Source organism: Actinokineospora iranica, from assembly GCF_900101685.1.
In the GTDB taxonomy this organism is placed as follows: Bacteria; Actinomycetota; Actinomycetes; order Mycobacteriales; family Pseudonocardiaceae; genus Actinokineospora; species Actinokineospora iranica.
In genome coordinates, this window is record NZ_FMZZ01000019.1 from 75827 (window position 1) to 102524 (window position 26698).

25 protein-coding genes are annotated in these 26698 nt (G+C 70.3%); 13 read left to right on the plus strand and 12 right to left on the minus strand.

Annotated features, from left to right (window positions below; translation table 11 throughout):
- Positions 1-62: 62 nt before the first annotated feature.
- On the minus strand, positions 63-896 hold the full coding sequence (locus BLS56_RS27430; RefSeq protein ID WP_091456689.1) for a (2Fe-2S)-binding protein: 834 nt from the start codon (positions 894-896) through the stop codon (positions 63-65).
- A gap of 377 nt (positions 897-1273) precedes the next feature.
- Between BLS56_RS27430 and BLS56_RS27435 the strand changes: the two genes are divergently transcribed.
- From BLS56_RS27435 to BLS56_RS27455, 5 genes are all read left to right on the plus strand, one after another.
- Positions 1274-3835 carry an ATP-dependent Clp protease ATP-binding subunit gene (locus tag BLS56_RS27435; RefSeq protein WP_091456691.1) on the plus strand — a complete coding sequence of 854 codons (2562 nt, stop codon included), beginning with the start codon at positions 1274-1276 and terminating at the stop codon, positions 3833-3835.
- Between the two features lie 347 nt (positions 3836-4182).
- On the plus strand, positions 4183-6798 hold the full coding sequence (gene lanKC, locus BLS56_RS27440) for a class III lanthionine synthetase LanKC (RefSeq protein WP_091456694.1): 2616 nt from the start codon (positions 4183-4185) through the stop codon (positions 6796-6798).
- Complete coding sequence (locus tag BLS56_RS27445; RefSeq protein WP_091456696.1) at positions 6789-6932, plus strand: SapB/AmfS family lanthipeptide; 144 nt, start codon at positions 6789-6791, stop codon at positions 6930-6932. The genes lanKC and BLS56_RS27445 overlap by 10 nt, the downstream gene beginning before the upstream one ends.
- Positions 6933-7055: 123 nt before the next feature.
- Complete coding sequence (locus tag BLS56_RS27450) at positions 7056-8678, plus strand: ABC transporter ATP-binding protein (protein WP_175483077.1); 1623 nt, start codon at positions 7056-7058, stop codon at positions 8676-8678.
- 340 nt (positions 8679-9018) lie between these two features.
- On the plus strand, positions 9019-10797 hold the full coding sequence (locus tag BLS56_RS27455) for an ATP-binding cassette domain-containing protein (RefSeq protein WP_091456759.1): 1779 nt from the start codon (positions 9019-9021) through the stop codon (positions 10795-10797).
- A gap of 162 nt (positions 10798-10959) precedes the next feature.
- On the opposite strand, the gene BLS56_RS27460 is transcribed toward BLS56_RS27455, so the two are convergent.
- The 3 genes from BLS56_RS27460 to BLS56_RS27470 are packed head-to-tail and all read right to left on the minus strand — an operon-like array spanning position 10960 to position 13628.
- Positions 10960-11799, minus strand: a complete 840-nt coding sequence (locus BLS56_RS27460) for a metal ABC transporter permease (RefSeq protein ID WP_091456700.1) — start codon at positions 11797-11799, stop codon at positions 10960-10962.
- Positions 11800-12660 carry a metal ABC transporter ATP-binding protein gene (locus BLS56_RS27465; protein WP_091456703.1) on the minus strand — a complete coding sequence of 287 codons (861 nt, stop codon included), beginning with the start codon at positions 12658-12660 and terminating at the stop codon, positions 11800-11802.
- Positions 12657-13628 (minus strand): metal ABC transporter solute-binding protein, Zn/Mn family, encoded by a 972-nt coding sequence (locus BLS56_RS27470; protein WP_091456706.1) that lies wholly within the window; start codon positions 13626-13628, stop codon positions 12657-12659. Before BLS56_RS27470 ends, BLS56_RS27465 begins: the two co-directional genes overlap by 4 nt.
- Before the next feature lie 158 nt (positions 13629-13786).
- On the opposite strand from BLS56_RS27470, the gene BLS56_RS27475 reads away from it, so the two are divergent.
- Positions 13787-14887, plus strand: coding sequence for a LacI family DNA-binding transcriptional regulator (locus BLS56_RS27475; protein ID WP_091456709.1), 1101 nt, complete (start codon positions 13787-13789; stop codon positions 14885-14887).
- Here BLS56_RS27475 and BLS56_RS27480 read toward each other — a convergent pair whose 3' ends face one another.
- A complete protein-coding gene (locus tag BLS56_RS27480; RefSeq protein ID WP_139191025.1) occupies positions 14888-15580 on the minus strand; it encodes a hypothetical protein in 693 nt (230 codons plus the stop codon).
- 171 nt (positions 15581-15751) lie between these two features.
- Here BLS56_RS27480 and BLS56_RS27485 point away from each other — a divergent pair, with 171 nt between their 5' ends.
- The 4 genes from BLS56_RS27485 (at position 15752) to BLS56_RS27500 (ending at position 18563) form a co-directional block, all read left to right on the plus strand.
- Entirely contained in the window at positions 15752-16243 is a 492-nt protein-coding gene (locus tag BLS56_RS27485) for a beta-class carbonic anhydrase (protein WP_091456762.1), read from the plus strand.
- A gap of 30 nt (positions 16244-16273) precedes the next feature.
- The gene (locus BLS56_RS27490; RefSeq protein ID WP_091456713.1) at positions 16274-17170 is read left to right on the plus strand and encodes an HhH-GPD family protein; all 897 of its coding nucleotides are present in this window, start codon (positions 16274-16276) and stop codon (positions 17168-17170) included.
- Positions 17171-17249: 79 nt separating this feature from the next.
- Positions 17250-18260: a peptidoglycan recognition protein family protein gene (locus tag BLS56_RS27495; RefSeq protein WP_091456715.1), complete on the plus strand. Its 1011-nt coding sequence runs from the start codon at positions 17250-17252 to the stop codon at positions 18258-18260.
- Between the two features lie 90 nt (positions 18261-18350).
- Positions 18351-18563, plus strand: coding sequence for a hypothetical protein (locus tag BLS56_RS27500; protein WP_091456718.1), 213 nt, complete (start codon positions 18351-18353; stop codon positions 18561-18563).
- A 51-nt stretch (positions 18564-18614) separates the two neighbouring features.
- On the opposite strand, the gene BLS56_RS27505 is transcribed toward BLS56_RS27500, so the two are convergent.
- Together BLS56_RS27505 and BLS56_RS27510 are read right to left on the minus strand one after the other, a co-directional pair.
- A complete protein-coding gene (locus BLS56_RS27505; RefSeq protein ID WP_091456721.1) occupies positions 18615-19415 on the minus strand; it encodes an ABC transporter permease in 801 nt (266 codons plus the stop codon).
- Positions 19412-20368, minus strand: coding sequence for an ATP-binding cassette domain-containing protein (locus BLS56_RS27510; protein WP_091456723.1), 957 nt, complete (start codon positions 20366-20368; stop codon positions 19412-19414). The genes BLS56_RS27505 and BLS56_RS27510 overlap by 4 nt, the downstream gene beginning before the upstream one ends.
- Before the next feature lie 90 nt (positions 20369-20458).
- Between BLS56_RS27510 and BLS56_RS27515 the strand changes: the two genes are divergently transcribed.
- The gene (locus BLS56_RS27515; RefSeq protein ID WP_091456726.1) at positions 20459-21544 is read left to right on the plus strand and encodes an endonuclease/exonuclease/phosphatase family protein; all 1086 of its coding nucleotides are present in this window, start codon (positions 20459-20461) and stop codon (positions 21542-21544) included.
- 375 nt (positions 21545-21919) lie between these two features.
- Here BLS56_RS27515 and BLS56_RS27520 read toward each other — a convergent pair whose 3' ends face one another.
- The 3 genes from BLS56_RS27520 to BLS56_RS27530 are packed head-to-tail and all read right to left on the minus strand — an operon-like array spanning position 21920 to position 24486.
- Entirely contained in the window at positions 21920-22687 is a 768-nt protein-coding gene (locus BLS56_RS27520; RefSeq protein ID WP_091456764.1) for an SIR2 family NAD-dependent protein deacylase, read from the minus strand.
- A gap of 26 nt (positions 22688-22713) precedes the next feature.
- Positions 22714-23028 (minus strand): antibiotic biosynthesis monooxygenase family protein, encoded by a 315-nt coding sequence (locus tag BLS56_RS27525; protein WP_091456728.1) that lies wholly within the window; start codon positions 23026-23028, stop codon positions 22714-22716.
- 9 nt (positions 23029-23037) lie between these two features.
- On the minus strand, positions 23038-24486 hold the full coding sequence (locus tag BLS56_RS27530; RefSeq protein WP_091456730.1) for a M1 family metallopeptidase: 1449 nt from the start codon (positions 24484-24486) through the stop codon (positions 23038-23040).
- Positions 24487-24566: 80 nt separating this feature from the next.
- On the opposite strand from BLS56_RS27530, the gene BLS56_RS27535 reads away from it, so the two are divergent.
- Positions 24567-25331, plus strand: a complete 765-nt coding sequence (locus tag BLS56_RS27535; protein WP_091456732.1) for an alpha/beta fold hydrolase — start codon at positions 24567-24569, stop codon at positions 25329-25331.
- Here BLS56_RS27535 and BLS56_RS27540 read toward each other — a convergent pair whose 3' ends face one another.
- Positions 25332-25844, minus strand: a complete 513-nt coding sequence (locus BLS56_RS27540) for a 2'-5' RNA ligase family protein (protein ID WP_091456735.1) — start codon at positions 25842-25844, stop codon at positions 25332-25334.
- A 38-nt stretch (positions 25845-25882) separates the two neighbouring features.
- Entirely contained in the window at positions 25883-26194 is a 312-nt protein-coding gene (locus BLS56_RS27545; protein WP_139191026.1) for a hypothetical protein, read from the minus strand.
- A gap of 135 nt (positions 26195-26329) precedes the next feature.
- Between BLS56_RS27545 and BLS56_RS27550 the strand changes: the two genes are divergently transcribed.
- Positions 26330-26686: a hypothetical protein gene (locus BLS56_RS27550; RefSeq protein WP_091456739.1), complete on the plus strand. Its 357-nt coding sequence runs from the start codon at positions 26330-26332 to the stop codon at positions 26684-26686.
- The last annotated feature ends 12 nt before the right edge of the window (positions 26687-26698 follow it).

The following is a 26698-nucleotide window of genomic DNA, read 5'->3' on the forward strand; positions in this document are numbered from 1 at the left end:
CTTGCGTTTCCGCTGATCGTTTGTTAGGCGTCGGCAAAGTGTGGAAGTGTCGCCGCGCGAAATCAGTTTTTCCGGCACACTCTGGGGCAGGTTTGGCACGTGCCCTGTCCCGCTTCGAGCAGGTAGTGGAAGCAGCAGCTCTCCCGCCGCCGCGTCCACCGCGTCGGCCCGCCGCTCTCGGCCAGGGGGCGCAGCGTGGAGTCCGAGGTGAGCGGGGCCGGGCCGTCCGCGAGCACGAGCGCGGCGTCGAGCACGCCAGCGCCCTCGTCGCCGCCGTAGCGGCCCGCGAGCCACAGCGAGTTGTCCAGCACGTCGGTGGCCGCCGCCCAGAGCATCCGCCGACCCAGCCGCACCTGCGGCGCGAACACCTCGACAAAGCGGGCCGCGTGCGCGGTGAACCGCCCGCGCAGGACCGCGGCCAGCGCCCGCTCGTCGGACACCACGGTCGCCTCCGGGGTCCCCGCGGCCGGGTCGTCGGGCAGGCAGACGAACCGCGGCGACAGGACCGCGATGGCGTCCGGGTGCGGCCGCGGCTGGGCCATCCGGAAGGCCAGGTCGGCGGGCCGCAGCGACGGGACGCGGCGCTCGTGGTGGAACAGCAGGCCCGCGACGTAGCCCGGGACGGTCAGGTACCAGTTCATCACGTAGCCCGCGGTCGTACGTTCGGGTGAATCCCCGTACGTCTCGGTCAGCCAGCTGGCGAGACCTTCACGCCATCGGGCGAATCCGTCCGGCATGGCGAGGAAGTCGGCGCACCGGGTCCACCGCGAGCGGTCCTCCGGCAGCCCGAACCGCACCGTCGCGCGGGCCTGCCGCGGGTTTACCCGATCGAGTGAATCCGCGAGGTAGCCCTGCCGGTCCCTGAGGCCTGCCTCGATGCGGTATCCGGCCGTCATCGCCGCCTACCTTCCGCGCATCGGAGGCACACGTTGGGCCACATGGGTGCCTCCTTACTGGGCTGTCCGGGTAGTGAGGATTGCCTTACCTTACCGAATCTCGCTGACATCCGTCAGACGGATCGCCCGTTGGGAAGCGCACACTTGTGGGTGGCGGAGTGTTCGCGCTCAGCGGACAGGGCGCGTCTTGCGGAATCCGAATGCGCCGTCGCACGTTGGGTATGACGAAAGGGACCACCGTCAGGCCGAGGCGGCACGGGTCCGGTCGCAACTGGCACGCCAGTGCCGGGGCCGGGCCTACTACAGTGGTCTCACGGTGCTGAATCCACGCGAAGGATGTGGAGAAGGGCCGCCGGCGCAGCAGTCAGGGAGTGCGAATGTTCGAGAGGTTCACCGACCGCGCGAGGCGGGTGGTCGTCCTGGCCCAGGAAGAAGCCAGGATGCTCAACCACAACTACATCGGCACCGAGCACATCCTCCTGGGCTTGATCCACGAGGGTGAGGGTGTCGCGGCCAAGGCGCTCGAGTCGTTGGGGATCGCGCTGGAAGGCGTGCGGCAGCAGGTCGAGGAGATCATCGGCCAGGGGCAGCACGCGCCCAGCGGGCACATCCCCTTCACCCCGAGGGCGAAGAAGGTCCTGGAGCTGTCGCTGCGCGAGGCGCTGCAGCTGGGCCACAACTACATCGGCACCGAGCACATCCTGCTCGGCCTGATCCGCGAGGGCGAGGGCGTGGCCGCCCAGGTGCTGGTCAAGCTCGGCGCCGACCTCAACCGGGTCCGCCAGCAGGTCCTGCAGCTCCTGTCGGGCTACCAGGGCGGCAAGGAGTCCACCGAGACCGGTGGCCGCGGCGAGGGCACCCCGTCCTCCTCGCTGGTGCTCGACCAGTTCGGCCGCAACCTGACCGCGTCCGCCCGCGAGGGCAAGCTCGACCCGGTCATCGGCCGCACCAAGGAGATCGAGCGGGTCATGCAGGTGCTGTCCCGCCGCACCAAGAACAACCCCGTCCTCATCGGCGAGCCCGGCGTCGGCAAGACCGCCGTCGTGGAGGGGCTCGCGCAGATGGTCGTCAAGGGCGAGGTGCCCGAGACGCTCAAGGACAAGCAGCTCTACACCCTCGACCTCGGCTCGCTGGTCGCCGGTTCCCGCTACCGCGGCGACTTCGAGGAGCGCCTGAAGAAGGTGCTCAAGGAGATCAAGACCCGCGGCGACATCATCCTGTTCATCGACGAGATCCACACCCTCGTCGGCGCGGGCGCGGCCGAGGGCGCGATCGACGCGGCGTCGATCCTCAAGCCGATGCTGGCCCGCGGCGAGCTGCAGACCATCGGCGCGACCACGCTCGACGAGTACCGCAAGTACGTCGAGAAGGACCCGGCCCTGGAGCGCCGCTTCCAGCCGATCCAGGTGGGCGAGCCGTCGCTGGAGCACACCATCGAGATCCTCAAGGGCCTGCGCGACCGGTACGAGGCGCACCACCGCGTCACGATCACCGACGCCGCCCTGGTCTCGGCCGCGACGCTGGCCGACCGGTACATCAACGACCGGTTCCTGCCGGACAAGGCGATCGACCTCATCGACGAGGCGGGCGCGCGGATGCGCATCCGCCGGATGACCGCGCCACCGGACCTGCGCGAGTTCGACGAGAAGATCGCCGACGTGCGCCGGGAGAAGGAGTCCGCGATAGACGCGCAGGACTTCGAGCGGGCCGCGAAGCTGCGCGACACCGAGAAGCAGCTGCTGGGCCAGAAGGCCGAGCGGGAGAAGCAGTGGAAGGACGGCGACCTCGACGTCGTCGCCGAGGTGGACGACGAGCAGATCGCGGAGGTGCTGGCCAACTGGACCGGCATCCCGGTGTTCAAGCTCACCGAGGAGGAGACCTCCCGCCTGCTGCGCATGGAGGACGAGCTGCACAAGCGGATCATCGGCCAGGAAGACGCCGTCAAGGCCGTCTCCCAGGCGATCCGCCGCACCCGCGCGGGCCTCAAGGACCCGAAGCGGCCGTCCGGCTCGTTCATCTTCGCCGGTCCGTCCGGTGTCGGTAAGACCGAGCTGTCCAAGGCGCTGGCGAACTTCCTGTTCGGCGAGGACGACGCGCTCATCCAGATCGACATGGGCGAGTTCCACGACCGCTACACCGCGTCGCGGCTCTTCGGCGCCCCGCCCGGGTACGTGGGCTACGAGGAGGGCGGCCAGCTCACCGAGAAGGTGCGGCGCAAGCCGTTCTCGGTCGTGCTGTTCGACGAGATCGAGAAGGCGCACCAGGAGGTCTACAACACCCTCCTGCAGGTGCTGGAGGACGGCCGGCTGACCGACGGTCAGGGCCGCACGGTGGACTTCAAGAACACTGTGATCATCTTCACCTCCAACCTGGGCACCCAGGACATCTCGAAGGCGGTCGGCCTCGGCTTCACCAGCGGCAACGACCAGGGCTCGAACTACGAGCGCATGAAGAACAAGGTCAACGACGAGCTCAAGAAGCACTTCCGGCCCGAGTTCCTCAACCGCATCGACGACATCATCGTCTTCCACCAGCTCACCGAGCAGCAGATCATCACCATGGTGGACCTGATGATCAACCGCGTCGAGACGCAGTTGAAGAACAAGGACATGGCCATCGAGCTGACCGACAAGGCCAAGAAGCTGCTGGCCAAGCGCGGCTTCGACCCGGTGCTGGGCGCCCGCCCGCTGCGCAGGACGATCCAGCGCGAGATCGAGGACCAGCTGTCGGAGAAGATCCTGTTCGGCGAGATCGAGGCAGGGCAGATCATCATCACCGACGTCGAGGGCTGGGACGGCGAAGAGGGCAGCGCGGACAAGGCGAAGTTCGTCTTCCGCGGCGAGCCCAAGCCGACCCGGGTGCCGGACTCGCTGCCGGTCGAGCTGTCCGCGCCCAGCGGCGGCGCCGAGTCGGGCGAGGGTTCCGAGCCCACCGAGTGAGCTAGCGGCAAGCACGACGTGAAGGCGGTCTCCCCTCTGGGGGAGGCCGCCTTCGTCGTTTCTGAGCGCGAAAAAGAATCACCGATCCAGCGTCTTCGCTGGAGAGAGTGAAAATCGCCGATGAAACACGTCAAACGGGTGGTTCTGTCGTCAATTTGTTCCACAGAACGTGGCACTCTTGCCCGATTGGGCGACGTGCTGTCACGCGGTTGGCCGAGTCGGAATCCCCGGATTGGCGGATAGCGCCCGACGGTAGATCGTGAGGGAATGTTGCGGCGTCGTAAAAGCAGCGTCTGCGGATTTCCGATCAAAACCCACGATGGTCGACTTCGCCGGAGGGGTGCGACATGGATCTACAGTATGAGGCGTTCTGCTTTGTCGACCCCCTTTTCTTCGATCAGCCTCGACAGACGGCCACCACATTAAACGGGTTCTCGACAAGATTGCCCGCTCCGCATGAGGGCTGGGTCGACGGAGTGGCGGGAATCTGGCGGATGCTGCGCCCCGTTGGTGTGACTCTGCCTGGTCAGGGCTGGAAGATTCATGTCTCGGCCACCCTCGGCAACGCCGAGCGGGTGCTGTCGGCCGTGCACGCGCACTGCCTCGACCGGGGGCTCGCCTACAAGCACCTGCTCAGCCCGAGCGTGCTGCTCGCGCGCAATTCCAAATACGCGCCCCGCTCCGGCAGTGGAAAACTTGTCACCATCTATCCGGTGGACGACGACAGTTTCAGCCAGGTGCTGGCCGAATTGTCGACATTGTTGGACGGCGAGGCAGGCCCGTACATCCTCAGTGACCTGCGCATTGGTTCCGGACCGCTTTATGTCCGCTATGGCGGCTTCGCCGAGCAGTGGGTGGAGATCGACGGGACCCGGGTGCTCGCGGTGCGCACACCGGACGGCACGCTCGTGCCGGACAAACGCGAGCCCACGTTCTCGGTCCCCGACTGGGTCACGGTCCCGGACTGCCTGGCCCCGCACATCGCCGCCCGCAAAGCGGGCAACCCCGACGACTTCCCGTACCGGGTCACCGCGTCGATGCACTTCTCCAACGGCGGCGGCGTCTACCGGGCCACCCGGAAGTCCGACGGAGCCGAGGTCGTCCTCAAGGAGGCCCGCCCGCACGCCGGGCTCGACCGGGACGGCGTGGACGCGGTGGCGAGGCTGCGCGGCGAGCACGACATCCTCGTCCGACTCGCCGACGTCGACGGCGTCCCCGCCGCGCACGACCTCGTCACGGTCTGGGAGCACACGTTCCTGGCCATGGAGCCGGTCGCCGGGCAGTCGCTCGGGTCGTGGCTGGCCCGGACGTACCCGCTCACCCGGCAGCACGCGAGCGACGAGGCCGTCGCCGAGTACACCGAGCGCGCCCTCACTGTGCTCGGGCGGGTCGAGGACCTGCTGGCGCGGGTGCACGAGCGCGGCGTGATGTTCGGCGACCTGCACGCGCTCAACATCATCATCGATGACGACGACCGGGTCTCGCTGATCGACTTCGAGATGGCCTCGGCCGCGGCCGAACCGGGCAGACCCGCGCTCGGCGCACCGGGGTTTCGCGCACCGGCCGGGCGCACGGGCTTCGACGTCGACCGGTACGCGCTGGCCGCCCTCCGATTATGGATCTTCCTGCCGCTCAACGCCCTGCTCGAACTGGCCCCCGGCAGGCTCGACGCCCTCGTGGACGTCATCGAGCGCCGCTTCCCCCTCCCGCCCGGCTACGGCGACGGCATCCGCCGCGAGCTACGGCAGACCGACCAGGCTGAGACCGACCAGGCGGCGACCGCCCCGGCGGCTACCGAACTCGACCGGCCCGACCCCGACTGGGGCCAGGTCCGCAAAGCCCTCGCCGTGGCCATCCTCGCCAGCGCCACCCCGGAGCGGGACGACCGGCTGTTCCCCGGGGACATCGAGCAGTTCCGGGTGGGCGGCGCCTGCTTCGGCTACGGCGCGGCGGGCGTGCTGCACGCCCTCGACGCCGCCGGGACCGGCCGGTATCCCGAGCACGAGCGCTGGCTGATCGACACCGTCCGCCGCACGCCGCCCGCCCGACCCGGATTCTTCGACGGCGCGCACGGCATCGCGCACGTCCTGGAGAACCTCGGCCACCACGAGGACGCCGCCGCCGTGCTCGACGGCGCGGACAACCTGGTCGCGCAGACCCGGGACCACAGCCTCGACGGCGGGCTCTCCGGAATCGCGCTGAACCTGCTGCACTTCGCGGGCACCCGGCACGACCGGGACCTGCGGACCCGCGCCCACGGCATCGGCGACCGGCTCGCCGACGCCCTGCGCGCCGCCACACCGAGCCCGTTCGCCCGCGCGGGCCTGCTCAACGGCTGGTCCGGGGTCGCGCTGCTGTTCCTGCGGCTGCACGACGACACCGGCGACCGCGGCTGGCTCGACCTCGCTGAGCAGGCCATATCCCGTGACCTCGACGAGTGCGTGACCACCGACGACGGCGTTCTCCAGGTGCGCGATCAGGGCGCCCGGACCCTGCCTTACCTGTCGATCGGTAGCGCGGGAATCGCCCTGGTGGCCGAGGAACTGGCCGCCCGCCGCCCCGACTCGGCGATCCTGGAACGCCAACCGGACCTGCTGCGCGCCTGCCACGGCGAGTTCGTCATCCACCCCGGCCTGCTCTTCGGCCGGTGCGGGCTGCTGGTCACCCTCGCCGCGGCCCAGCGGCGGGCGGCGGACCCCGAGCGGGCCGAGGTGATCGGCAGGCACCTGGCCGCGCTGGGCTGGCACGCCGTCCCGCACGGCGACGGCGGCATCGCCATGCCGGGAAACCAGTTGCTGCGCCTCTCGATGGACCTCGCCACCGGCGGCGCGGGCGTCCTGCTCGCCGTCACCGCCACCCTCGACGGCCACGGCCGGGTCCTGCCCTTCCTAGGCGATGCCCCGCACCCCCCGATCTCCGGTCATCCGGCCGGTGAGAAAGAAAGGAACACATCATGGAGATGATCCTGAACCTCCAGGAGCTCGAGGCCCCCAACGAGCTCAGCCACAACGACGGCGGCGGACACGGCGGCGCGAGCAACCTGAGCTTGCTCGCCTCCTGTGCCAACAGCACCGTCAGCCTGCTGACCTGCCACTAGGTAAGTAGGCAAGCGGGAGCGGCGCAGGACTGGTGCGCCGCTCCCGCTTCCATTCTGGACTGTTGGCATTGGCGCGAGAAAGGGCCGGACGTGGGCGTTCCCGGCGATCGGCTGCTCCGGTCGATGGTGCGCCGCGACCGCGGCTGGGTGGCGCTGCTGGTCGCGACCGCCCTGATCGCCACGGCCGCGGGGCTGCTGCTGCCCGCCGCGCTCGCCGCCGCGCTCGACAGCGTGCGGGCGGGAGGCTCGGCCGTGCTGTGGGTGGTCGTGCTCGGCGCGGTCGGCATCCTCGCCGAAGTCGCGGGCGTGGTCCTGACCGCCCGGGTCACCGCGAACGCCACCGCGCGCCTACGCGCCGATCTTGGCGACCACCTGGTCCGTCTCGGCACGCACTCGGACTTCGCTGACGGTGACGCGGTAAGTCGCATTACCGGGGACTGCATAGGCGCGGGGCAGATCGCCGCGCTTGCCGTGCAACTGCTCGGGGCGCTGCTGATGTCCGCGGGCGCGATCACCGCGCTGGCGCTGCTGGACTGGCGGCTCGCCGCGGTGTTCTTGTGCGCGGTGCCGCTCGCCCTGCTGCTCGCGCGTTCCCACCTGCGGCTGACAGCCGCGGATGTGCAGGCGTACCAAGAGGTTTCCGGCGAACTCGGCGCCCGCCTGCTCGACGCGGTGGCAGGCCTGCGCACCATCACCGCAGCGGGTGTCGCCGACCAGGAGACGGCCCGCGTGCTGCGGCCCCTGCCTCGGCTGAGCGCGGCGGGCGCGGGCATGTGGCGCACCCAGGCGCGGATGGTCTGGCGGGCGGGCCTGCTCATGCCTGCCGTGCAGGTCACGGTCCTGGCCGCGGCCGGGTTCGGCGTGCTTACCGGACGGCTCACCATCGGCGACATGCTCGCCGCACTCGGGTACGCGGTGCTCGGATTGGGCGTGGTGCGCCAGATCCCCCTGCTCACAACGCTGTCACGGGCCCGCTCCTGCGCGAGCCGGATAGCCGCCGTGCTCGACACCCCCGCGGAAGACAGCGCGGGTCAGGCGCTTCCGCCGGGACCGGGCGTGGTCGAGGTGCGCCGGGTCGGCGTCGACGGCGCGCTGTCCGAGGTCGACTTCGTGATCCCGGCTGGGACCGCGGTGGCGGTGGTCGGGCGGTCCGGGTCGGGCAAGTCGGTGCTGGCGTCGGTCCTCGCGGGACTCCGGCGGCCTGACCGCGGTGAGGTGCGGTTGGACGGAGTGCCGCTGTCCGCTGTGGCCGACGCGGACTTGCGGGCCACTATCGGCTGCGCTTTTGAACGGCCTGCTCTGCTTGGGTCGAGCGTCCGCGCGGCGGTGGCTTACGGCGTGACGGCAGACGAGGCGGCGGTGCGTGCGGCCTGTCGGTTGGCGCAGGTGGACGACTTGGTGGTTCGCCTTCCTGACGGTTACGCGACCCCGTTGTCCCGGACGCCGCTATCCGGTGGGGAAGCCCAACGCCTTGGGCTGGCCAGAGCGGTCGTTCGCACTCCCCGCTTGCTGGTTCTTGACGACGCCACGGCGAGCCTGGACACGGTTACCGAGGCGCAGGTGGAGGCCGCCCTCGCCGCTCGGCCGCACACCCGCGTCACGATCACTCACCGCGCGGGTGTCGCGAGCCGCGCGGACCTGGTGGTGTGGTTGGACGGTGGGCGGGTGCGTGGGTTCGGGCCCCATGACGTTCTCTGGGGGGAGTCCGCTTACCGCGCGGTGTTCACTGAAGAGGAGGCACGGTGAATACCGCTGTCGGTGCTTCGTGGGGTTGGCTCGATGGGGTGGAGTGGTTTCTCCGGGGCCCCTACGAAGGAAGATCGCCGTGTGAAAGACGGGTGGGAAGCCTTCGGCCGCACACGTGCGGAGCCAGCTTGGCGATCTTCCTTCTCCCCCGAAGAAACCACTCCACCCCATCGAGCGCCTGGCAGGGGCGGGTTTCGTCGCCAGGTGGGCTGGGTCGCTGTCCCTGTTCCAGTTGTCGAACCAATCCACTTATCTGCCACGCCGCATCCACAGTCAGGTACCGCCACTTGGCGGCCGCTCGGGTGGCGTGCCGGGTTGGCCTGCTGGGGGGTGGGGCGTGGTGACTGTCACCAGGGCGTACTGGCGGGGGCTCGGCGGGCACTGGCGGGCCTGGTCGGCGCTGCTTGCCTGCTCTTTGTTAGAGGCGCTTCCCGCGTTTCTCTCGGGCAGGTTGGTTCAGCGCGCCGTTGATGACGGGTTCGCCGTTGGCAGGCTTGGCGTGGGGCTGGCCTGGCTTGCCGGGTTCGCGGTGGCGGCCGTGGTGGGGGCGTTCGGGGCGCGACTGGTGTGGCAGCGGCTTGGGGTGGTCATCGAGCCGCTGCGGGACAGTCTTGTCCGGCTGGTCGTGGGGGGTGTGCTGCACGATCCGGCGCCACCGCGTGGCGGGCCGGACGCGGCTGGGGTGGCGCGGATCACGCAGCACGTGGAGGTGATTCGGGACGCGACGGCGGGGTTGTTGGTGCAGGCGCGGGGGCTGGTGGTGACCGTCGTCGGGGCGTTGGCCGGGGTGACGGCCATGGCGGGGGAGTTGGCCTGGCTGGTCGCGGTCCCGGTGGTGGCCGCGCTGGCGGTGTTCGTCGCGCTGCTGCCCACGTTGGCCCGCAGGCAGCGGGCACTCGCCCTGGCCGACGAGCACACGGCGGGCACGGTCGGCGGGGTCCTCACCGGAATGCGGGACGTGGTGGCCTGCGGGGCGCGGGACGTGGCGGCGGGGGAGGTGCGGGCGGCTGTCCGCGCCCAGGCCGGGGCCGCGGTCCGAATGGCCACCGCGGCGGCCTCACGGACCCTGGTCATCGCGGTCGGCGCGTTCCTGCCGTTGGTGCTGGTTCTCCTGTCGGCTCCCGCCGCGGTGAGCCACGGCAGCCTTACCGCCGGGGCGGTACTCGGCACCCTGGTCTACCTCACCGGCACCCTCACCCCCGCACTGCACAGCCTCGCCGCGACCGCGAGCACCGTTGTCCTCCGACTGCTAGTCGCCCTCCGCAGACTGGACGAAGTCCACCCCCCACCCCCCACCGTCGGCACCGAGAAGCCCGCCCACGGCGTCATCACCGTCCGAGCCCTGACCCACCGCTGGGGCGAGCACGCCGAACCGGTGCTGCGCGACCTCGATCTGGACCTGGCCCCCGGCGACCACCTGGCTGTGGTCGGCCCCAGCGGCATCGGCAAGTCCACCCTCGCCGGAATCCTGACCGGCACACTCCTGCCCACCAGCGGCGAAGTCCGCCTAGGCGGTGTCCCCGTCACCGACATCGACCCGGCGCACCGACATCGCCTGATCGCCTTCACCCCTCAGGAGTCCTACATTTTCGCCGGGACAGTCCGAGAGAACCTGTCCCTCCTGGCCCCCACCGCGGACGACCGCCACCTGCAAGCCGCGGCGGACGCGGTCGGCGCGGCAAACCTCATCCACCGCCTAGGCGGCCTCTCCGCCCTCCTAGACCACGCAGGCGCAGGCCTATCCGCGGGCGAACGGCAACTCTTGGCCCTGACCAGGGTCTACGCAAGCCCCGCCACCATCGTCGTCCTGGACGAAGCCACCGCCAACCTGGACCCCCCAACCGAAGCCCAAGCCGAACATGCCTTCGCCACCCGCGACGGCATCCTGATCGTGATCGCCCACCGCCTGACCTCCGCCATCCGCGCCCCCCAAGTCCTGCTCATGGACGGCCGCGAAACCCACCTAGGCGACCACCCCACCCTGCTGGCCACCTCACCCGCCTACGCCGCCCTCATGCACGCCTGGGCCCCGCTTGCGAACACTCAACGGCACCCCCATGATCGCGAGTTATCCACAGGCGCGGACCGTCCTCTTCCCCGCGCTGACCTGCGGCGATAGACTGGAGCGGGGTCAGCCCCCAGGGTGGGTGGGGCTTTGTTGTGGGGCTGCTGGGCGGCGAATGAAGGTCGTTTGAGGGCATCGTTCGGTCTGCCGCACTCGCTCGCCTGCCAACCGGCACCCACTCCACCCCATCGAGCGGACCCCGCGGAACCAGGCAACCTAAGCAAACGCAGCGCGGCGAACGCGGCTGATCACCCAGCACACCAGGTAGATCAGGAACGAGATCGCCGTGACGAACGCGCTCACCGGAGCCCCCGGCGCAAGCGACAGCACGATTCCCCCAACGGCCGACACCTCGGCGAACAGAATCGCCAGCAGGGTCGCCCGCAGGGGACTGGCGGTCACCCGGCAAGCCGCGGCGGCAGGCGTGACCATCAGCGCCAGCACCAGCAGCGATCCCACCGTGCGCACGCCCAGCGCCGTGGCCACGCCGACCAGGACCGCGAACACCAGCGCCAGCCCGGTCGTCGGCACCCCGCGGGCGCGCGCCACATCGGCGTCCACGCTGGCGAACAGCAGCGGCCGGTACAGCAACGCCAGCACGACGAAAACGCCTACCGCGCAGCCGGTAAGCAGCGCGATGCTGGCGAAGTCTTGGCCGACGATCTGCCCCGTGAGCAGGCCGAACTTGTTCGACGCGCGACCTTTGTACAGCCACAGCATGAGCACGCCCATGCCGAGGCCGAACGCGAGGACGACGCCGATCACCGAGTCGTAGTCGGAGCTTCGGCGGGACAGCAGGCCCAGCACGAGCGCGGCGACGATGGCTCCGGCGAGGGCGCCGTTGCCGACTTCCCAGCCGAGCAGGAGGGCAGCCGCGCCGCCGGTGAGGGCGAGTTCGCTGGTGCCGTGCACGGAGAACGCCATGTTCCTGGCGACGATCAGCGGTCCCAGGACGCCCGCGAGCAGCCCCAGGATCGCCGCGACGAGCAGCGCGCCCAGCACGAAGTCCAGGCTCAGCAGCTTCATCGTCAGCTCGACGTCGAACAGGTTGTCCATCTAGTGCTCCGCGAGGTGGTGGTGCGGGTTGTCCTCGCACAGGTCGCTGTGGGCGCCGACGACGTGGATCTGGCCGCGCACGCGCACGACGGCGACGTCGGCTCCGTACAGCTGCGACAGGGTTTCCGAGGTCATGACCTCCTCGGGCAAGCCGATCCGGAAGTGGCCGTCGACCAGGTACAGGATTCGGTCGACCAGGGGCAGCACCGGGTTGATCTCGTGCGTGACGAACAGGACCGCCGTGTCCGCCGCGCGCCTGCGGGCGTCGATCAGGGTGCTTACCGCGCGCTGGTGAGCCAGGTCGAGGGACAGCAGGGGCTCGTCGCAGAGCAGGACGGTCGGGTCGCCGACCAGTGCCTGGGCGACCCGCAGCCGCTGCTGTTCGCCGCCGGAGAGCAGGCCGACGGGGCGGTTGGCGAAGCCGGTCGCGCCGACCGCGGCCAGCGCCTCGTCCACCCGCCGCCTCCGTTCGCGGATGCCGCGCACGCCCAGGCCCCAGCGGTGGCCGTCGTAGCCGAGGCCGACGAGGTCGCGGCCGCGCAGGGCCAGTGTGGGGTCGAGGGCGCGTTGCTGCGGGATGTATCCGATGCGTCGGTTGCCCTTACCGGGCGGCTCACCGGCCACGTTTACCGTGCCGCCGGAAAGCTTTTGCAGTCCCAAGAGGACTCGCATAAGACTGGTCTTACCGGAGCCGTTCGGCCCCAGGACGGCCAGGAACTCGCCCGGACGCACGTCCAAGTCCAGGCCGTCCCACAGGACGCGGTCCCCGTAGGCGAGCCGGGCGTCCGTGAGCGACACCGCCGCCGCGCCGCCGGGAACGGGCGGCGCGGCGGGCGGTGCCGTGGAACGCTCTACCGTCATGCCTTCGCCACGGCTCCGGCAAGCGCGTCGACCTGCTTGCTCATCCAGTCAAGGTAGCCGGTCGCGCCCTCGGGCAGGGTCTCGGTCACACCGACGACCGGCACGCCCGCCGCGGTGGCCTTGCCCTTGAGTTGCTCGGTGATCGGGGTTTCGGTCTGCTCGTTGTAGACCACCGCGGCGACCTGCTTGCCGGTGACCAGCGCCTCGGTCTCGGCGACGGCGGCCGCGGGCGGGTCGGTCTCCTCTTCGATGGCCTCGGCGAACGCCTCGGGGGTCACGTCGTCCAGGCCCGCGGTCTCCAGCAGGTAGCCCGCGACGGGCTCGGGGGCGACGACCTTCGCGCCCGGCTTGGCCGCGCCGATCTCGGCGGCCCGCTTGGCGAGTTCGTCGAGCTTGCCGCCGAACGCGGTGGCGTTGGCGGTGAACACGTCCTTCTTGTCCGGGGCCGCGGCGGTCAGCTCCTCGGCGAGCTTGTCGGCGACTTTCCGGACGGTCGGCAGGTCGTACCAGACGTGCTCGTTGACCTCGTGGGCGTGACCGTCGGCGTCGGGGGCCTCGGACTCGTGGCCCTCTTCTTCCTTGCCTTTGCCGGACAGGTCGAACGCGACGATCTTGCGCGCGTCCTTGCCCGCGGTGTCCGCGAGTCCGGTGAAGAAGTCGTCGTAGCCGCCGCCGTTGGACAGCGCGACCTTGGCGCCCTCGAACGCGGTGGCGTCCGACGGCTTGGCCTCGTAGCCGTGCGGGTCGGCGCCCGGGTCGCTCAGGATGGCCTTGACGGTCACCGCGTCGCCGCCGACGGCCTGCGCCACGCTCGCCCACACGTTGGTCGAGGCGACCACACTGATCTTGTTGTCCGCCGCCGGGCCGGCGGGGGTGCTCGGTGAGTCTCCACACGCCGCCGCGCCGAGCAGGGTCAGGGTGGCCAGGCCCGTGAGTGCCGTGCCGGACCTTCTGGGACGCGAGGTCATGTGCGCTCTCCTGGGTGATTGGTGGTCGCCTCGGTGCGACAATGGAAACCGTTGTCGTCACCATAGCCCACCTGCGCCCATCGATCGGGTGGCCGCGCTAACCAGGGCGTGACCGGACCGGACTTCTGCAATTGGTTCTGAACCGTTACGGTCAGTCCATGGCGCGGTCAATGCATGTGCGACGGCCGGCGACTCTCGCGTCGCTGGCGGCGGAACTCGGGGTCTCCAGGACCACGGTGTCCAACGCCTACAACCGGCCGGACCAGCTGTCCCCGGAGCTGCGCAGACGGGTTCTGGAGACCGCGCGCAGGCTCGGCTATCCCGGGCCCGACCCGGTCGCCCGCTCCTTGCGCACCCGCAAGGCGGGCGCGGTCGGGCTGTTACTCACCGAGAACCTCTCTTACGCGTTCCGCGACCCCGCCGCCCTCGGTTTCCTCGAAGGCCTGGCGCTGGCCTGCGAGGGCGCGGGCCAGGGCCTGCACCTCGTCCCGGTCAACCCCGAGCGCGAAGACGTCGCCGCCGTGCACCGCGCGGGCGTCGACGGCTTCGTCGTCTACTCGGTGCCCGACGACGACCCGCACCTCGCCGCCGTGCTCTCCCGGCCGGTGCCGACCGTGGTGGCCGACCAGCCCACCGTCGAGGGCGTCGACCGGGTCGGCATCGACGACAAGGCCGCCATCACCGCGCTCGCCGACCGGCTCATCGCCCTCGGGCACCGCCGGATCGGCGTGATCTGTATGCGCCTCGCCCGCGACCGCAACGACGGCTTCGTGTCGGTCGACCGGCAGCACAGCGCCCACTTCCACGTCCAGCGCTCCCGGCTCGCCGGGTTGCAGGGCGCGTTCGGCGCCGTCGGCGTCGACTGGGCGCGGGTGCCGGTTGTCGAGCGGTTCGACCACAGCACCGCCAGCGGGGCGTCCGCGGCCGCGCAGCTGCTCGACGCCGACCAGGACGTGACGGCGCTGATCTGCACCTCGGACATCCTCGCCCTCGGCGCGCTCACCGAGGCGAAGCGGCGCGGGCTGCGGGTGCCCCAGGACCTCACGGTCACCGGGTTCGACGGCATCCCCGACGGCGAGCGGGTGGGCCTGACCACGGTCCGCCAGCCCGTCCTGGAGAAGGGGCGCGCGGCGGGCAAGCTGCTGCTGGCCTCGGTGGACCCGACCCGGCCCCGCGAGATCACCCTGGACACCGAGCTGGTGCTCGGCTCCACCTCGGCGCCGCCGCGCACCGCGGACGAGCGCTGGTTCGGCCCCTGATCACGGCGTGATCGTGATCGGCACGCCCGGTCCTGCCAGCGGGCCGAGCTTGGCCGTCACCAGGTAGTCGCCCGGCGGGACGGCCGTGCGCGTGGGCGGGCACCCCGGGGCGGATGTGCGGCCTGCCCAGGTCAGGTCGAAGTCGTGCCGCTCGCCGGGCGCCAGGACGTGCCAGTGCTCGCCCTTGGCCGCGTAGCAGTCGTTGCTCGACCACAGCCGCGTCGCGCCATCTGGGCCGGTGACCACCAGTTCACGCTGCGCGCGGCCGATGTCCCTGGTGCACGGGTGCGGCCCGGTGTTGGCCACGACCAGCCGCAGGACCGGCTTCTGCCCGACCCGGTATGTCGGCGCTCCCAGTTCGGCGGTGACCGCGACTGAGGCGTCCGGGCAGGGCTCGCTCGGGTCCGGCGGGGGAGGTGGCGGCGGTGTGGTCGACGTCTCGGTTGAGGTCGCCGCTGGCGGGGAATCAGAGGTCGTGGACGCGGTCGGCGGCGATGAGGAGGTGGATGGCGGTGAGCTGGTCGGGCCGGAGTCGGCGACGGCGGCGGCGCCCGGCGGCAGGTCATGCTGGTCGCCGATCAGGCCGTCGATGAGCCAGATGAGCACGACGACGCCGAATGCCGTCCCGGCGACGGCGAGAATCCGACGCCGCAGGTAAACGCCTTTGGGCAGAGGTCCGGATGGCTCCATCACCTCGGGAACGGTATCCGCGCCGCGGCCTCCGAACGCCGGTTTTTCGCTCACCCGATAGGCGGGTCTCGCCCCGGGTGGCGACACGAACAGTGATAATTACCAAATACGCCTTGTGGGACAACTGGGACACAAGGTCCAATCAGTGATCAACAGAACCAACCGGAGGTGGCCGTGACCGCGATCGACGACCTGCTCCAGCGCCACATCGATGGCCCAGACCATGGCGCGCCCGAGGTCCCGACCCCGGTGCCCAACCTGCACCTGACGATCGTGACCTGCATGGACGCGCGCATCAAGGTCTTCGACGTGTTCGGCCTCCGGCACGGCGAGGCGCACATCCTGCGCAACGCGGGCGGCATCGTCACCGACGACGTGATCCGCTCGCTGTCGATCAGCCAGCGCAAGCTCCAGACGCGCGAGGTGATCGTCATGCAGCACACCCTGTGCGGCCTGTCCACGTTCACCGACGACGAGTTCCGGGACAGCGTCGCGGAGGACACCGGGCTGCGGCCGCCGTGGGCGGTCGAGGCGTTCCGCGAGGTCAAGGACAGCGTGCGGCAGTCGGTCGAGCGGGTGCGGCGCAGCCCGTTCGTCCCGCACACCGGCAACGTGCGCGGCTTCGTCTACGACGTGCAGACCGCCGCGCTCACCGAGGTGCTCTAGCCGAATCCTGTCTCGACCTAGACTCTCCGGGTGCCCAGCCTCGACGTGATCGAAGTCCTCGACTGGTTCGACGCGAACGCCCGCGACCTCGCCTGGCGCAAGCCGGGCACCACCGGCTGGGGTGTGCTGGTCAGCGAGATCATGCTGCAGCAGACCCCGGTCGCCCGGGTGGAGCCGATCTGGCTGGCCTGGATGGCCCGGTGGCCGCTGCCGTCGTCGCTGGCCGCGGTGAGCCAAGGCGAGGTCGTGCGGGCGTGGGGCAAGCTCGGGTACCCGCGCCGGGCGCTGCGCCTGCACGCCGCAGCCGGGGTCATCGCCGCGGAGCACAACGACGTCGTGCCCGCCGACATCGACACGCTGCTGGCCCTGCCGGGCATCGGGGCGTACACGGCGCGGGCCGTCGCCGCGTTCGCCTACGGGCAGCGCTGCCCGGTGGTCGACACCAACGTGCGCCGCGTCGTCGCCCGCGCGGCGCACGGCGCAGGCGACGCCGGTCCGCCATCGACCACCCGCGACCTCGCCGACGTCGAGGCGCTGCTGCCCGCCGACCCGGCCACCGCGGCGCGCGCGTCCGCGGCGCTGATGGAGTTGGGCGCGGTTGTGTGCACCGCTCGGGCCCCTCGATGCGGTGACTGCCCGGTCGTGTCGTCGTGCGCCTGGCAGCGCGCGGGCCGTCCGGCCTACGACGGGCCAGCCAAGGCCGTGCAGCGGTTCGCCGGGACTGACCGGCAGGTGCGCGGGCTGCTGCTCGACGTGCTGCGCGGGTCGACTGACCCGGCCCCGAAAACCCGCCTCGACCTGGTGTGGAGCGATGCCTGCCAGCGTGACCGGTGCCTGCACTCGCTGGTGGTGGACGGCCTGGTCGAGCAGACCGAGGACGGCCGGTTCGCCCTCCCCGGCGAGCACCGACAGGGAGTAACTAAGTAACACGATAGTTGGTCAAGCGTTGCCGGATCGTGGTGCGGCACCTACCCTCGGCTACATATCGTTGCTGAGGGAGGTCGCCATGGCCCTGACCCGACGCGCCCTGCTGCGAACCGGCGTCACCGTCGGCTTGGCCGGTGCGAGCCTGCCCGCGCTGACCGGCCCCGCGCACGCGAGCCCAGCCGTCCCGGTGATCGCCACCTGCGTCGACTGGGGAGCCCGCCCGGCCGCGGCGCCCGTCGAAATGCTCGACCGCAAGCCCACCTACATCGTCGTGCACCACACCGCCACCGAGAACAGCGACGACTTCTCGCTGGAGCACGCCTACGCCCTCGCGCGGCACATCCAGAACCTGCACATGGACACGCGCGGCTGGATCGACAGCGGTCAACAGCTGACCAACAGCCGCGGCGGCCACCTCGCCGAGGGCCGCCACCGCAGCCTCGAAGCGCTGGGCCACGGCACGAAGCACGTGCTGGGCGCCCACGTCGCCAACCACAACAGCGCGGCCATCGGCATCGAGAACGAGGGCACCTACACCGACCTCGACGTGCCCGCGCCGCTGTGGGACTCGCTGGTCGGCTTGGTCGCCTACATCGCGCGGCAGTACGGCATCGCGCCCGCCGAGATCCGCGGCCACCGGGACTTCAACACCACCGAGTGTCCTGGCAACATCCTCTATGCACGCCTACCGGAATTACGGCAAGCCGTGGCCGACCAACTCGGCCAAACCGTCGCCCCGCGCGAAACCTGGCCGCTGCTGCGGCCCGGCGACACCGGTCCCCGTGTCCTCGCCGCCCAATACCTCTTACGCGACCGCGGTAAGACGGTCACTCCCGACGGAGTCTTCGGCGAAGAGACCGCCGCGGCGATGCGCGAGCTGAGCGTCCAAGCCGGACTTCCCCACGACCCGTGCTACGCCAGCCGTCAAGCCGACGAGCGCCACCTCATCGGCGCGGGCGCCTGGCCAGCCCTCATTCGCCCGGTCGACCTCGCCGACGGCAGCGAGGCCGCCAAAGCCGCCCGCGCGCTGACCGCCGGACGCGCGGGCCGGGTCGAAGCCCGCGACTGGCCTGGCCTGCTCGCGCGGTAAGCGGAAACCAGTCACTCGATGGAATGGTCTTCGCCCGCCACGCCCGAATGGCGCTGCGGGCGGCGGGGTGAGCTGTCAACATGCCCAGTCATGGTCGAACCCCATAACCCATTCCGCGCCCTCTACCCGGGTGCCGACACGATGATCGGAGACCCGACGAGCGCGGGCCGATGGACGCCCAGCCCGGCGGGTCTGCCGCCGGCTCCGGTCTGGAGCAAGGCCGTGCACGTCCCCTCCGAGGTCGCCATCCGCGCCACCTCGGGCCTCGTCCCGGCCTTCCGGACCGCCGCGCGCAACGGCTGACGACGAAGGCCGCTTCCGGGACTCCCGGAAGCGGCCTTCGCGGTCTCGACCTCAGCCGACTCGGCGGCGGTAAGCGCGCAACGCCAGCGGGAAGAACACCGCGGCGATCGCGATGGCCCACAAGAAGGCCCAGGCGGCGTCGCCGACCCACTCTCCGCCCAGGAGCAGACCACGGCCCGCGTTGGTCAGATGGGTGACCGGGTTGACCTCCACCCAGCCGCGCAGCCAGCCCGGCATGGTGGCCGCGTCCACGAAGACGTTGCTGCCGAAGGTGAGCGGGAAGATGAACGCCACCAGCGTGCCCGGCACCGCCTGCGGGCTCTTGACCAGCATCCCGACGAACACCGACACCCAGCACAGGCAGAGCCCGAACAGGATCATCAGCACGACCGCGATGAGGAACCGGCCGGGATCGGTCTGCACCCGGAAGCCGAGGATCATCGCGAAGCCGATGAGGACGGCAAGGGTGACGACGAACCGCACGACGTCGCCGAGCACCGCGCCGATCAGCGGCGCCGAGCGGGCGATCGGCATACTGCGGAACCGGTCGAACACGCCCTTGGTGATGTCGGTGTTCAGCGCCATGCCGGTGCCCAGGCTCGCGAACGCGATGTTCTGCACCATCAGGCCGGGCAGCAGCAGTTGCAGGTACTCGCCGGGGCTGCCCGCGAGCGCGCCGCCGAACAGGTACACGAACAGCAGCAGGAAGATGATCGGCTGCAGCGTCACGTCCAGCAGCGACTCGGGGTTCTTGCGGATCTTGGTGACACTGCGGCCCGCCAGCGCGAGCCCGTGCCGGACGGTCGCCGCCGGTCCGATGTGGCGGGCGGGTCCGATGTGGAGGGTCGTCACGCCGCGCTCCCCTCGGTCGCCGGGACGCGGCCGGTCAGCGTCAGGAACACCTCGTCGAGGCTGGGCAGGCGCAGGGCGAGTTCGTCGGCGGTGATGCCCGCCTCGTCCAGCCTGCGGACCAGCGCGGACAGCAGCATCGGGTTGTCCACCGGGCTGGAGAGCACGCCGGTCTCCTTGTCGACCAGCGGGTCTACCCCGGTGAGCTGGCGCAGGATCGCGGCGACCGCGTTGCCGTCCGCGGCGAGCGTGGGGCGGACCTGCAGGCTCTGGCCGCCGGTGCGGCGCTTGAGCTCGTTGGGCGTGCCCGCGGCGATGACCTTGCCGTGGTCGATCACCGTGATCAGGTCGGCCAGCTGGTCGGCCTCCTCCAGGTACTGCGTGGTCAGCAGGACGGTCACGCCGTCGTCCACCAGCCCGCGGACAGTGGCCCACACCTCGTTGCGGCTGTGCGGGTCGAGGCCGGTCGTCGGCTCGTCCAGGTACAGCACCTCCGGGCGGCCCACCAGGCTCGCCGCCAGGTCCACCCGCCTGCGCATACCGCCGGAGTAGGTCTTCACCCCGCGGGACGCGGCGTCGGTCAGCTCGAAGTTCGCCAGCAACTCGGCCGCCCGCGCCTTCGCCGCCGCCTTCGACAGGCCCAGCAGCTTCCCGATGAGCACCAGGTTCTCCGTGCCGGACAGGTCCTCGTCCACCGACGCGTACTGCCCGGTCAACCCGATCAGCCCGCGCACCGCGGTCGCCTCCCGCGCCACGTCGTACCCGCCGACCCGGGCCCACCCCTCGTCGGCCCGCAGCAGCGTCGCCAGAATCCGCACGGCGGTCGTCTTCCCCGCCCCGTTCGGCCCGAGCACACCGAGGATCTTCCCCGCGGGCACGGCCAGGTCGACACCGTCGAGCGCACGGGTGTCGCCGAACCGTTTCACCAGCCCCTCGGCCTCGATCGCGTAAGTCATTCCGTGAGTCCCCCTCTGTCTCTTATGCGATCCAGAGTGCACGGCAGCGCTGTCAGCCCTCGCACACGACGCTGTTAGCACTGTCGCCGCGTGACAGCGGTCAACCGCCGCTGGTCAGGCATCCTGGTCACATGGCACAACGGCGAGCTGAGGAGCGGTGTGCGTAGACAGCCCACCGCGATCGAAGACCTGGACCCTGAACCGCCCCGGCGGCGGCGCAGGCGCGGAGTCACGGCTTTCCTGGTCCTGTTAGTCCTACCGCTACTCGCCATCTGCGTGCTGCGGCTCGGTCGGATCGACGGCAACCGGTTTACCGTCGCGGCGTTAGCCCTGACCCCCTATTTCGCGGGGTACGGCCTGCTCGTGACCCTCTTGGCGCTGGCCCTGCGCCGCGCCCTGATCACCCTGGTCGCGCTGGTGCTCACCGCGTCCCTGGCGATCCTGGTGATCCCCCGCCTGCTGTCCGACGGCGACCTGATCCCCGAGGGCCAACACGTCCGCGTGTTCTCGGCCAACCTGCTCCTCGGCAGAGCAGACCCGGCCACCGTCGTGCGGCTCATCCGCGACACCCAAGCCGACATCGTCACCCTGCAGGAACTGACCCCGCAGGCCATGGCCGCCCTGGACAAAGCAGGCCTCGCCGACCTCTTGCCCTACCGCGTCCTACGCACCCGCACGGGCGGCGAAGGCAGCGGCATCCTGGCCCGCGTCCCACTGCGCCAGATAGTGCTGGTCCAGAACCGCATGTCCTTCGAGCAACCCGCTGCCGTAGTGGACCTATCGGGACCGGTCGACATCGAAATCCTGTCGGTGCACACAATCCCGCCCGTCCCCAACGCCACCGTGAGACACCGCTGGAACCAGGAACTGGCCGCCATGCCACCCCCCGACGCCCGCGCCCGCCCCCGAATCCTCTCCGGCGACTTCAACGCCACCCTCGACCACCGCGCCCTGAACGACCTCCTGGACCGCGGCTACCACGACGCGGCGGAACTAGCGGGCGAAGGACTACGCCCCACCTGGTCCCAACCCCCTTTCGGCCCCCCGGTGACCATTGACCACATCCTGGTAGACCGCCGAGTCGGCGTGACCAAAGTCGCCGTCTACGACCTCCCCGGCAGCGACCACAACGCCGTCTTCGCCGAACTGGCACTCCCTCCAGGCCCGCGAAACTAGCCCGCCCAACAGGCACACCCGCCCTGAACCCGCCAACTGTCCCCGATCTTCCGGACCACTCATGATCGCGAGTTATCCACAGGCGCGCTCGTCCCCTTCCCCGCGCTGACCTGCGGCGATAGACTGGAGCGGGGTCAGCCCCCAGGGTGGGTGGGGCTTTGTTGTGGGGCTGTCGGGGCTTCGAATGAAGGTTTTCCGAGGACATGGCGCGGCCTGCCACGCACGCCTTGCGCGTCCGTCCTCCTGCCAGGCAGCACTAGCCCTGCCAGGTGCTCGATGGGCTGGAACAGCGAACCCGCCCACCTGCCAACCGCACCCAAAGCCGCCAGATGCTCCACCCCATCGAGCAACCCCCACAGCCAGCCCCCACGACCGTCACAGCCGCGACTGAATCCCGGTCAGCGCCTCAACAGCGCCCATCGCGAGCGAGACACCCCGGCCATGCCGGATCGATGGCTCCCGCGGATTGATCCGGATCAAGTTCCCCGTAGCAGCACTAGCCAGCTCAGCGTGCCGACGAACAGTCGGCACCGCGTTCCCCGCCCCGATTTCCACCACCACCAGATTCCGCCCATGCTGAGCCCGGCGCCACGCCATCAGCGCGTCAAGACCCGTCTGGCTGCGATCAGGAACCCAGTGCGCATCGCCGAACATGAGAATGTTCGGCCGCGCCAAGCTGCCGCAGTCCGGGCACTCCGGCAGCGGCCCGACAGCACGCAAAGTCTCCGGGTCGACCTCGACATCGGCCCCAGCGGGCCACACCTCGTACCGGCACGGAAGGGTGCACTGGAGGTGGTGAATAGAACCGTGCACCTCGGCGACGTCAGCGAAGCCCGCCTTTTGAAACTGTCCGTCCACGTTCGACGTGAACACCCGCGCGTCCCATTCGCGCAGGATCTCGAATCCCGAATGCGGCACTGTCGCGCGGTACAGGGCCAGCCGGTGCCCGTAGAAGCCCCACGCCAGTTCGGGGTCTTGGGCGAAGTGCACCGGGTCGGCCAGTTCCTCGAACCGCAGGCCCAGCCGCGCGTACGGCGGGTACGCGCGCCAGAAGCCCTCGCTGCCGCGGAAGTCGGGGAGGCCGGAGTCCACGCCCATGCCCGCGCCCGCGCAGACCAGCACGGTGTCGGCGGCGGCCACCATGGCCGCCGCCCGGTCGAGCGCGTCGGTCACTCGGCGGTGCGGGGGCCCGCGGTGTGCACGACCTCGAATTCCAGCAGGCTGGAGCCGGTGCCGACCGGCTTGGCGCGCTCGCCGGAGTGGGCTTCCTTGGCTGAGCCGCTCATCCACGCCCGGAAGTGCTCTTCGGTCTCCCAGCGGGTGTAGACGAAGTAGCGGGTTTCGCCCGAGGTGGGGCGCAGCAGCTCGAACCCGAGGAATCCGGGCTCGCCTTCGACGGCGCCCAGGCGCGCGGCGAAGCGCTTCTCCAACTCGGGTCCGGCGCCATCGGGCACCTCGATCGCATTGATCTTCACGACTGCCATGCCGCCAGCCTACTGGCGCAGCGGCCCCGGGTAGAGGAACTCGTCGGCGGGTTTGGCCGCTTGGTGGAACCAGGCGTCGAAGAAGCGGGTGAGGTCTTGGCCCGCGACTTGCGTGGCCATGGTCTCGAACTCCGCCCAGGACGCGTTGCCGTCCTTGTGGGTCGAGGTCCACTTCTTGATGAGCTCGTCGAACTTGGGGTCGCCGATCTGCCTGCGCAGGGCGTGGACGGCGAGCTGGCCCTTGTCGTAGACGGCGGTGAACTCGTTGCCCGCGCCCATGTCGACCAGTTTGCGGTTCCAGTAGCGGGGGCGTTCGGCGTTGCGGGCCACCTGGGTGCGGTAGCGCTGGTCGAGGTTTTCGCCTTCCTTGGCTTCGGCCCACATCCACTGCGAGTAGGACGCGAAGCACTCGTTGAGGCAGATGTCGGACCAGTTCTTGACCGACACGCTGTCGCCGAACCACTGGTGGGCCTGCTCGTGGACGACGACTTCCAGCTCCGCCCACTTGGCGTAGATGGGCCGCCCCTGGGTTTCCAGGGAGAACGGCATGTTCTCGTTGAGGAAGATCCCGCCCGCAGCGCTCTGCGGGTACGGGCCGAACTTCTCGGTGAGGAACGCCAGCACCTCCGGCATCCGGGCCTGGATGGGTTTCTTGTCCTCGGCGCCGGGGGCGTAGGCGTTGACCACGGGGGTGCCGTCCGGCAGCGTCGACCGCTCGATGGTCCACTTGTCGATGCCGACGGTGGTCAGGTAAGGCGCGATCCGGTTCGGCTCTACCCAGGTGTGGGTAGTCCAGCCCGCGTCGGACACCGGCGGCTCTTCCCGTCCGTTGGAGATCACACTCCACCCTTCGGGAACCCGCGCTGACAGGCGGAAGGTCGCCTTGTCCAGCGGGTGGTCGTTCACCGGGAACCAACTGCTCGCCGAGAACGGCTCCCCGGCCGCGAACGCGCCGCCGGATTTGGCGATCTGCCAGCCGCCCGCGCCCAGCGGCGTGTCCTTGCCCACCTCCGGCAGGCCCGCGTATTTGACCCTGGCCTGGAACGACGCGGCCTTGGCCAGCGGCGCGGCCGGGGTGACGACCAGTTCGTGCTCACCGGCGCGGGCGAAGGCCGCCGCCGCGCCGTCGACCTCGACCGAGGCGACCTCGAAGCCGGTGAGGTCCAGGTTGAACCGGGTCAGCGCGTCCGCGGCGGTCGCGGTGACCGTGGTGTCGCCTTCCAGTCGCTTGGTAGACGGGTCGTAGCTGATGCTCACCGCGTAAGAGGTGACGTCGTAGCCGCCGTTACCGTCGTCCGGGTAGTACGGGTCGCCGATGCCCTCGGCACCGACACCGCCGGTCACCTGCGGGCCCGGCTCCGGCCGCGGGGGCGTCGTCGGCGCGGGTTCCTCGGCGACGTTCGTGCAGCCCGTGAACGCGGTCGCGGCCAGCAGGACGCAGACGAGGCGAGGGGACATCGAGCAACTCCAAGCTGGTCGGGGCCTCCATCATGACCCGTGCCCTGTGTAGCCGGAGTTGCCTCGGGCACACTCGGGCCATGAGCAGGCCGCACGTGGTCGAGTTCGGCGGCGACGGGCCGCCGATCCTGGTGTTGCACGCCCTGATGGGCCGGGCCAGCACGTGGTGGCCGGTCGCCCGGTGGCTCACCGCGTACGGCCGGGTCGTGGGGCTCGACGCGCGTGCCCACGGCCGCAACCCGCACCGGGGCGGGCAGTGGCGCACCCCGGACTTCGTGGGCGACGCCGCCGAGCTGGTCGCCGGGTTCGGGGAGCCCGCCGTGGTCGTCGGGCACTCGATGGGCGCGCTGCACGGCATCGTCCTCGCCGCAGAGCACCCCGACTTGGTGCGCGGCTTGGTCGTCGAGGACGTGGGCGTCGACCTGCGCGGGCGCACCGTGGACGGCTGGCGGGAGCTGTTCGAGGCGTGGCCGGTGCCGTTCCCGTCGCTGGCGCACGTGCGCGAGTTCTTCGGGCCCGCGGGCGCCTACTTCGCCGAGTGCGTCGAGGAGCGCGCCGACGGCTATCACCTGATCGCCGACGTGGACGAGTTGTTAGAGATCGCCGCCGAGTGGGGCAGGCGGGACTACTGGGAGTTCGTGGAGCGCGTGCGGTGCCCGGTGCTGGCGATCGAAGCCGAGCACACGGTGATGCCGCCCGGCCAGCAGGCGGAGATCCCCGCCCGCGCGCCCGGCGGCGGGAAGCACCTGATCGTGCCGGGCAGCGGCCACCTGGTGCACGACTCCGCGCCGGACGTTTACCGGGGCGCGGTAGAGGCTTTCCTGTCCGACGTGCTCGGCCGGTGACTACCGCTCGACCAGCACGTCCACTTCGTCGGTAAGCGTGTCCAGGACCGCGACCCGACGCACCCTGGCCTGAATCGGCTCGACCGGGAAGACCGTGCCGAACCCGGTGACCAGTTCCGCGTCGCTAACGCCGTGCAGGAGAGCGCAGTGCGGCATCCAAGACCCGGGCAGGTAGTAGGCGTTCGGATTGCGGACCTTGCCCGCGAGCACGTCATGCACCGCCGAGTGCACGGCCAAGAGCTCGCCGTCGGTCACCGCGGCCAGCATGAGCACGTTCGCACTGGTGGAGAACGTCGACAACGCGGAAAGCCACATGCTCGGCATGGACAACAGCCCGAGGTCGGCCTTGAGCGCCGCCCGAGTCTTGCGGGGAATGTCCGACGCCATCGCGAACGTCAGATGCGGCGGAAACCTCCGCGCCGACGGCAGCCCGGCCGCGTCGAGCTTGCCCCACAGCGCCCGCACCGCCGCGTCGGCCCGGTCATCGAAGGTCACCACCACGGCCTGTGCCATGCCGGTAAGCCTGCCGGCTAGCCGCTTCGGGCCCCCGCTCAGCCGCTGGCTGACTCGCCCGACGCGTCGGGGTCGAAGTTCCTGATGGACTCCAGCCGCACCCCGACCCGCTCCATCTCGCCGTCCACCAACGCCCGCACCCCGTCGGCGACGTGCGTCAGCTTCACCAACATGTCGAGGTAGTGCTCCCGAGCCTTCTCGGTCGGCTGCCGGTCAATCTCCCGCGCGGCGAGCACCACAGACGCGTCCAGGTTGTCAGCCCTGTCCCGCAACTGCCCCAGGCTGGCCCGCCACCGCCCAGCCGCGTCCGCCTGCTCATGCCGCCACTCCGGCGACCCCATCGCACTCACCCCCCGAGCGTATGCCCTGCGCCACCTCGCCGCGGCCAATCCCCGAAACCTCCCACCGCCCTATCACCCCCTCACTACCATCGGATTCCACACCAACGGATTCCATCAGGGGGCACGACTATGGAGTGGGCAAACATGGACGGCATGGCCAAGAACATGAGCAAGTTCTCCGCCAGCGCCAGAGCAGGCGAGTTCACCGTCAACCAGCACGGCGGCGACGCCATCCTGGCCGCCATCCGCGAGATGCAGCAGTGGTACTCAAACTCTGTCTACAAGCTCAACGCGCTTGCCCAGCAGCCTAAGCTCGGCAGCAGCAACAATGCCAAGATCATGGCGCCTCTCCTGGTGCAGGTCGCCACCGACCACCAGGGCTTTCTCACCCAACTGGAGAAGTTCAAGGACGTCCTCACTGAGGCCGAGGAGAGCATCAAGATCGCCATGGCGAACTATCGCAACGCCGACGACGATGCCCAGGGCAAGTTCACCACCTGACCAGCCATCGCC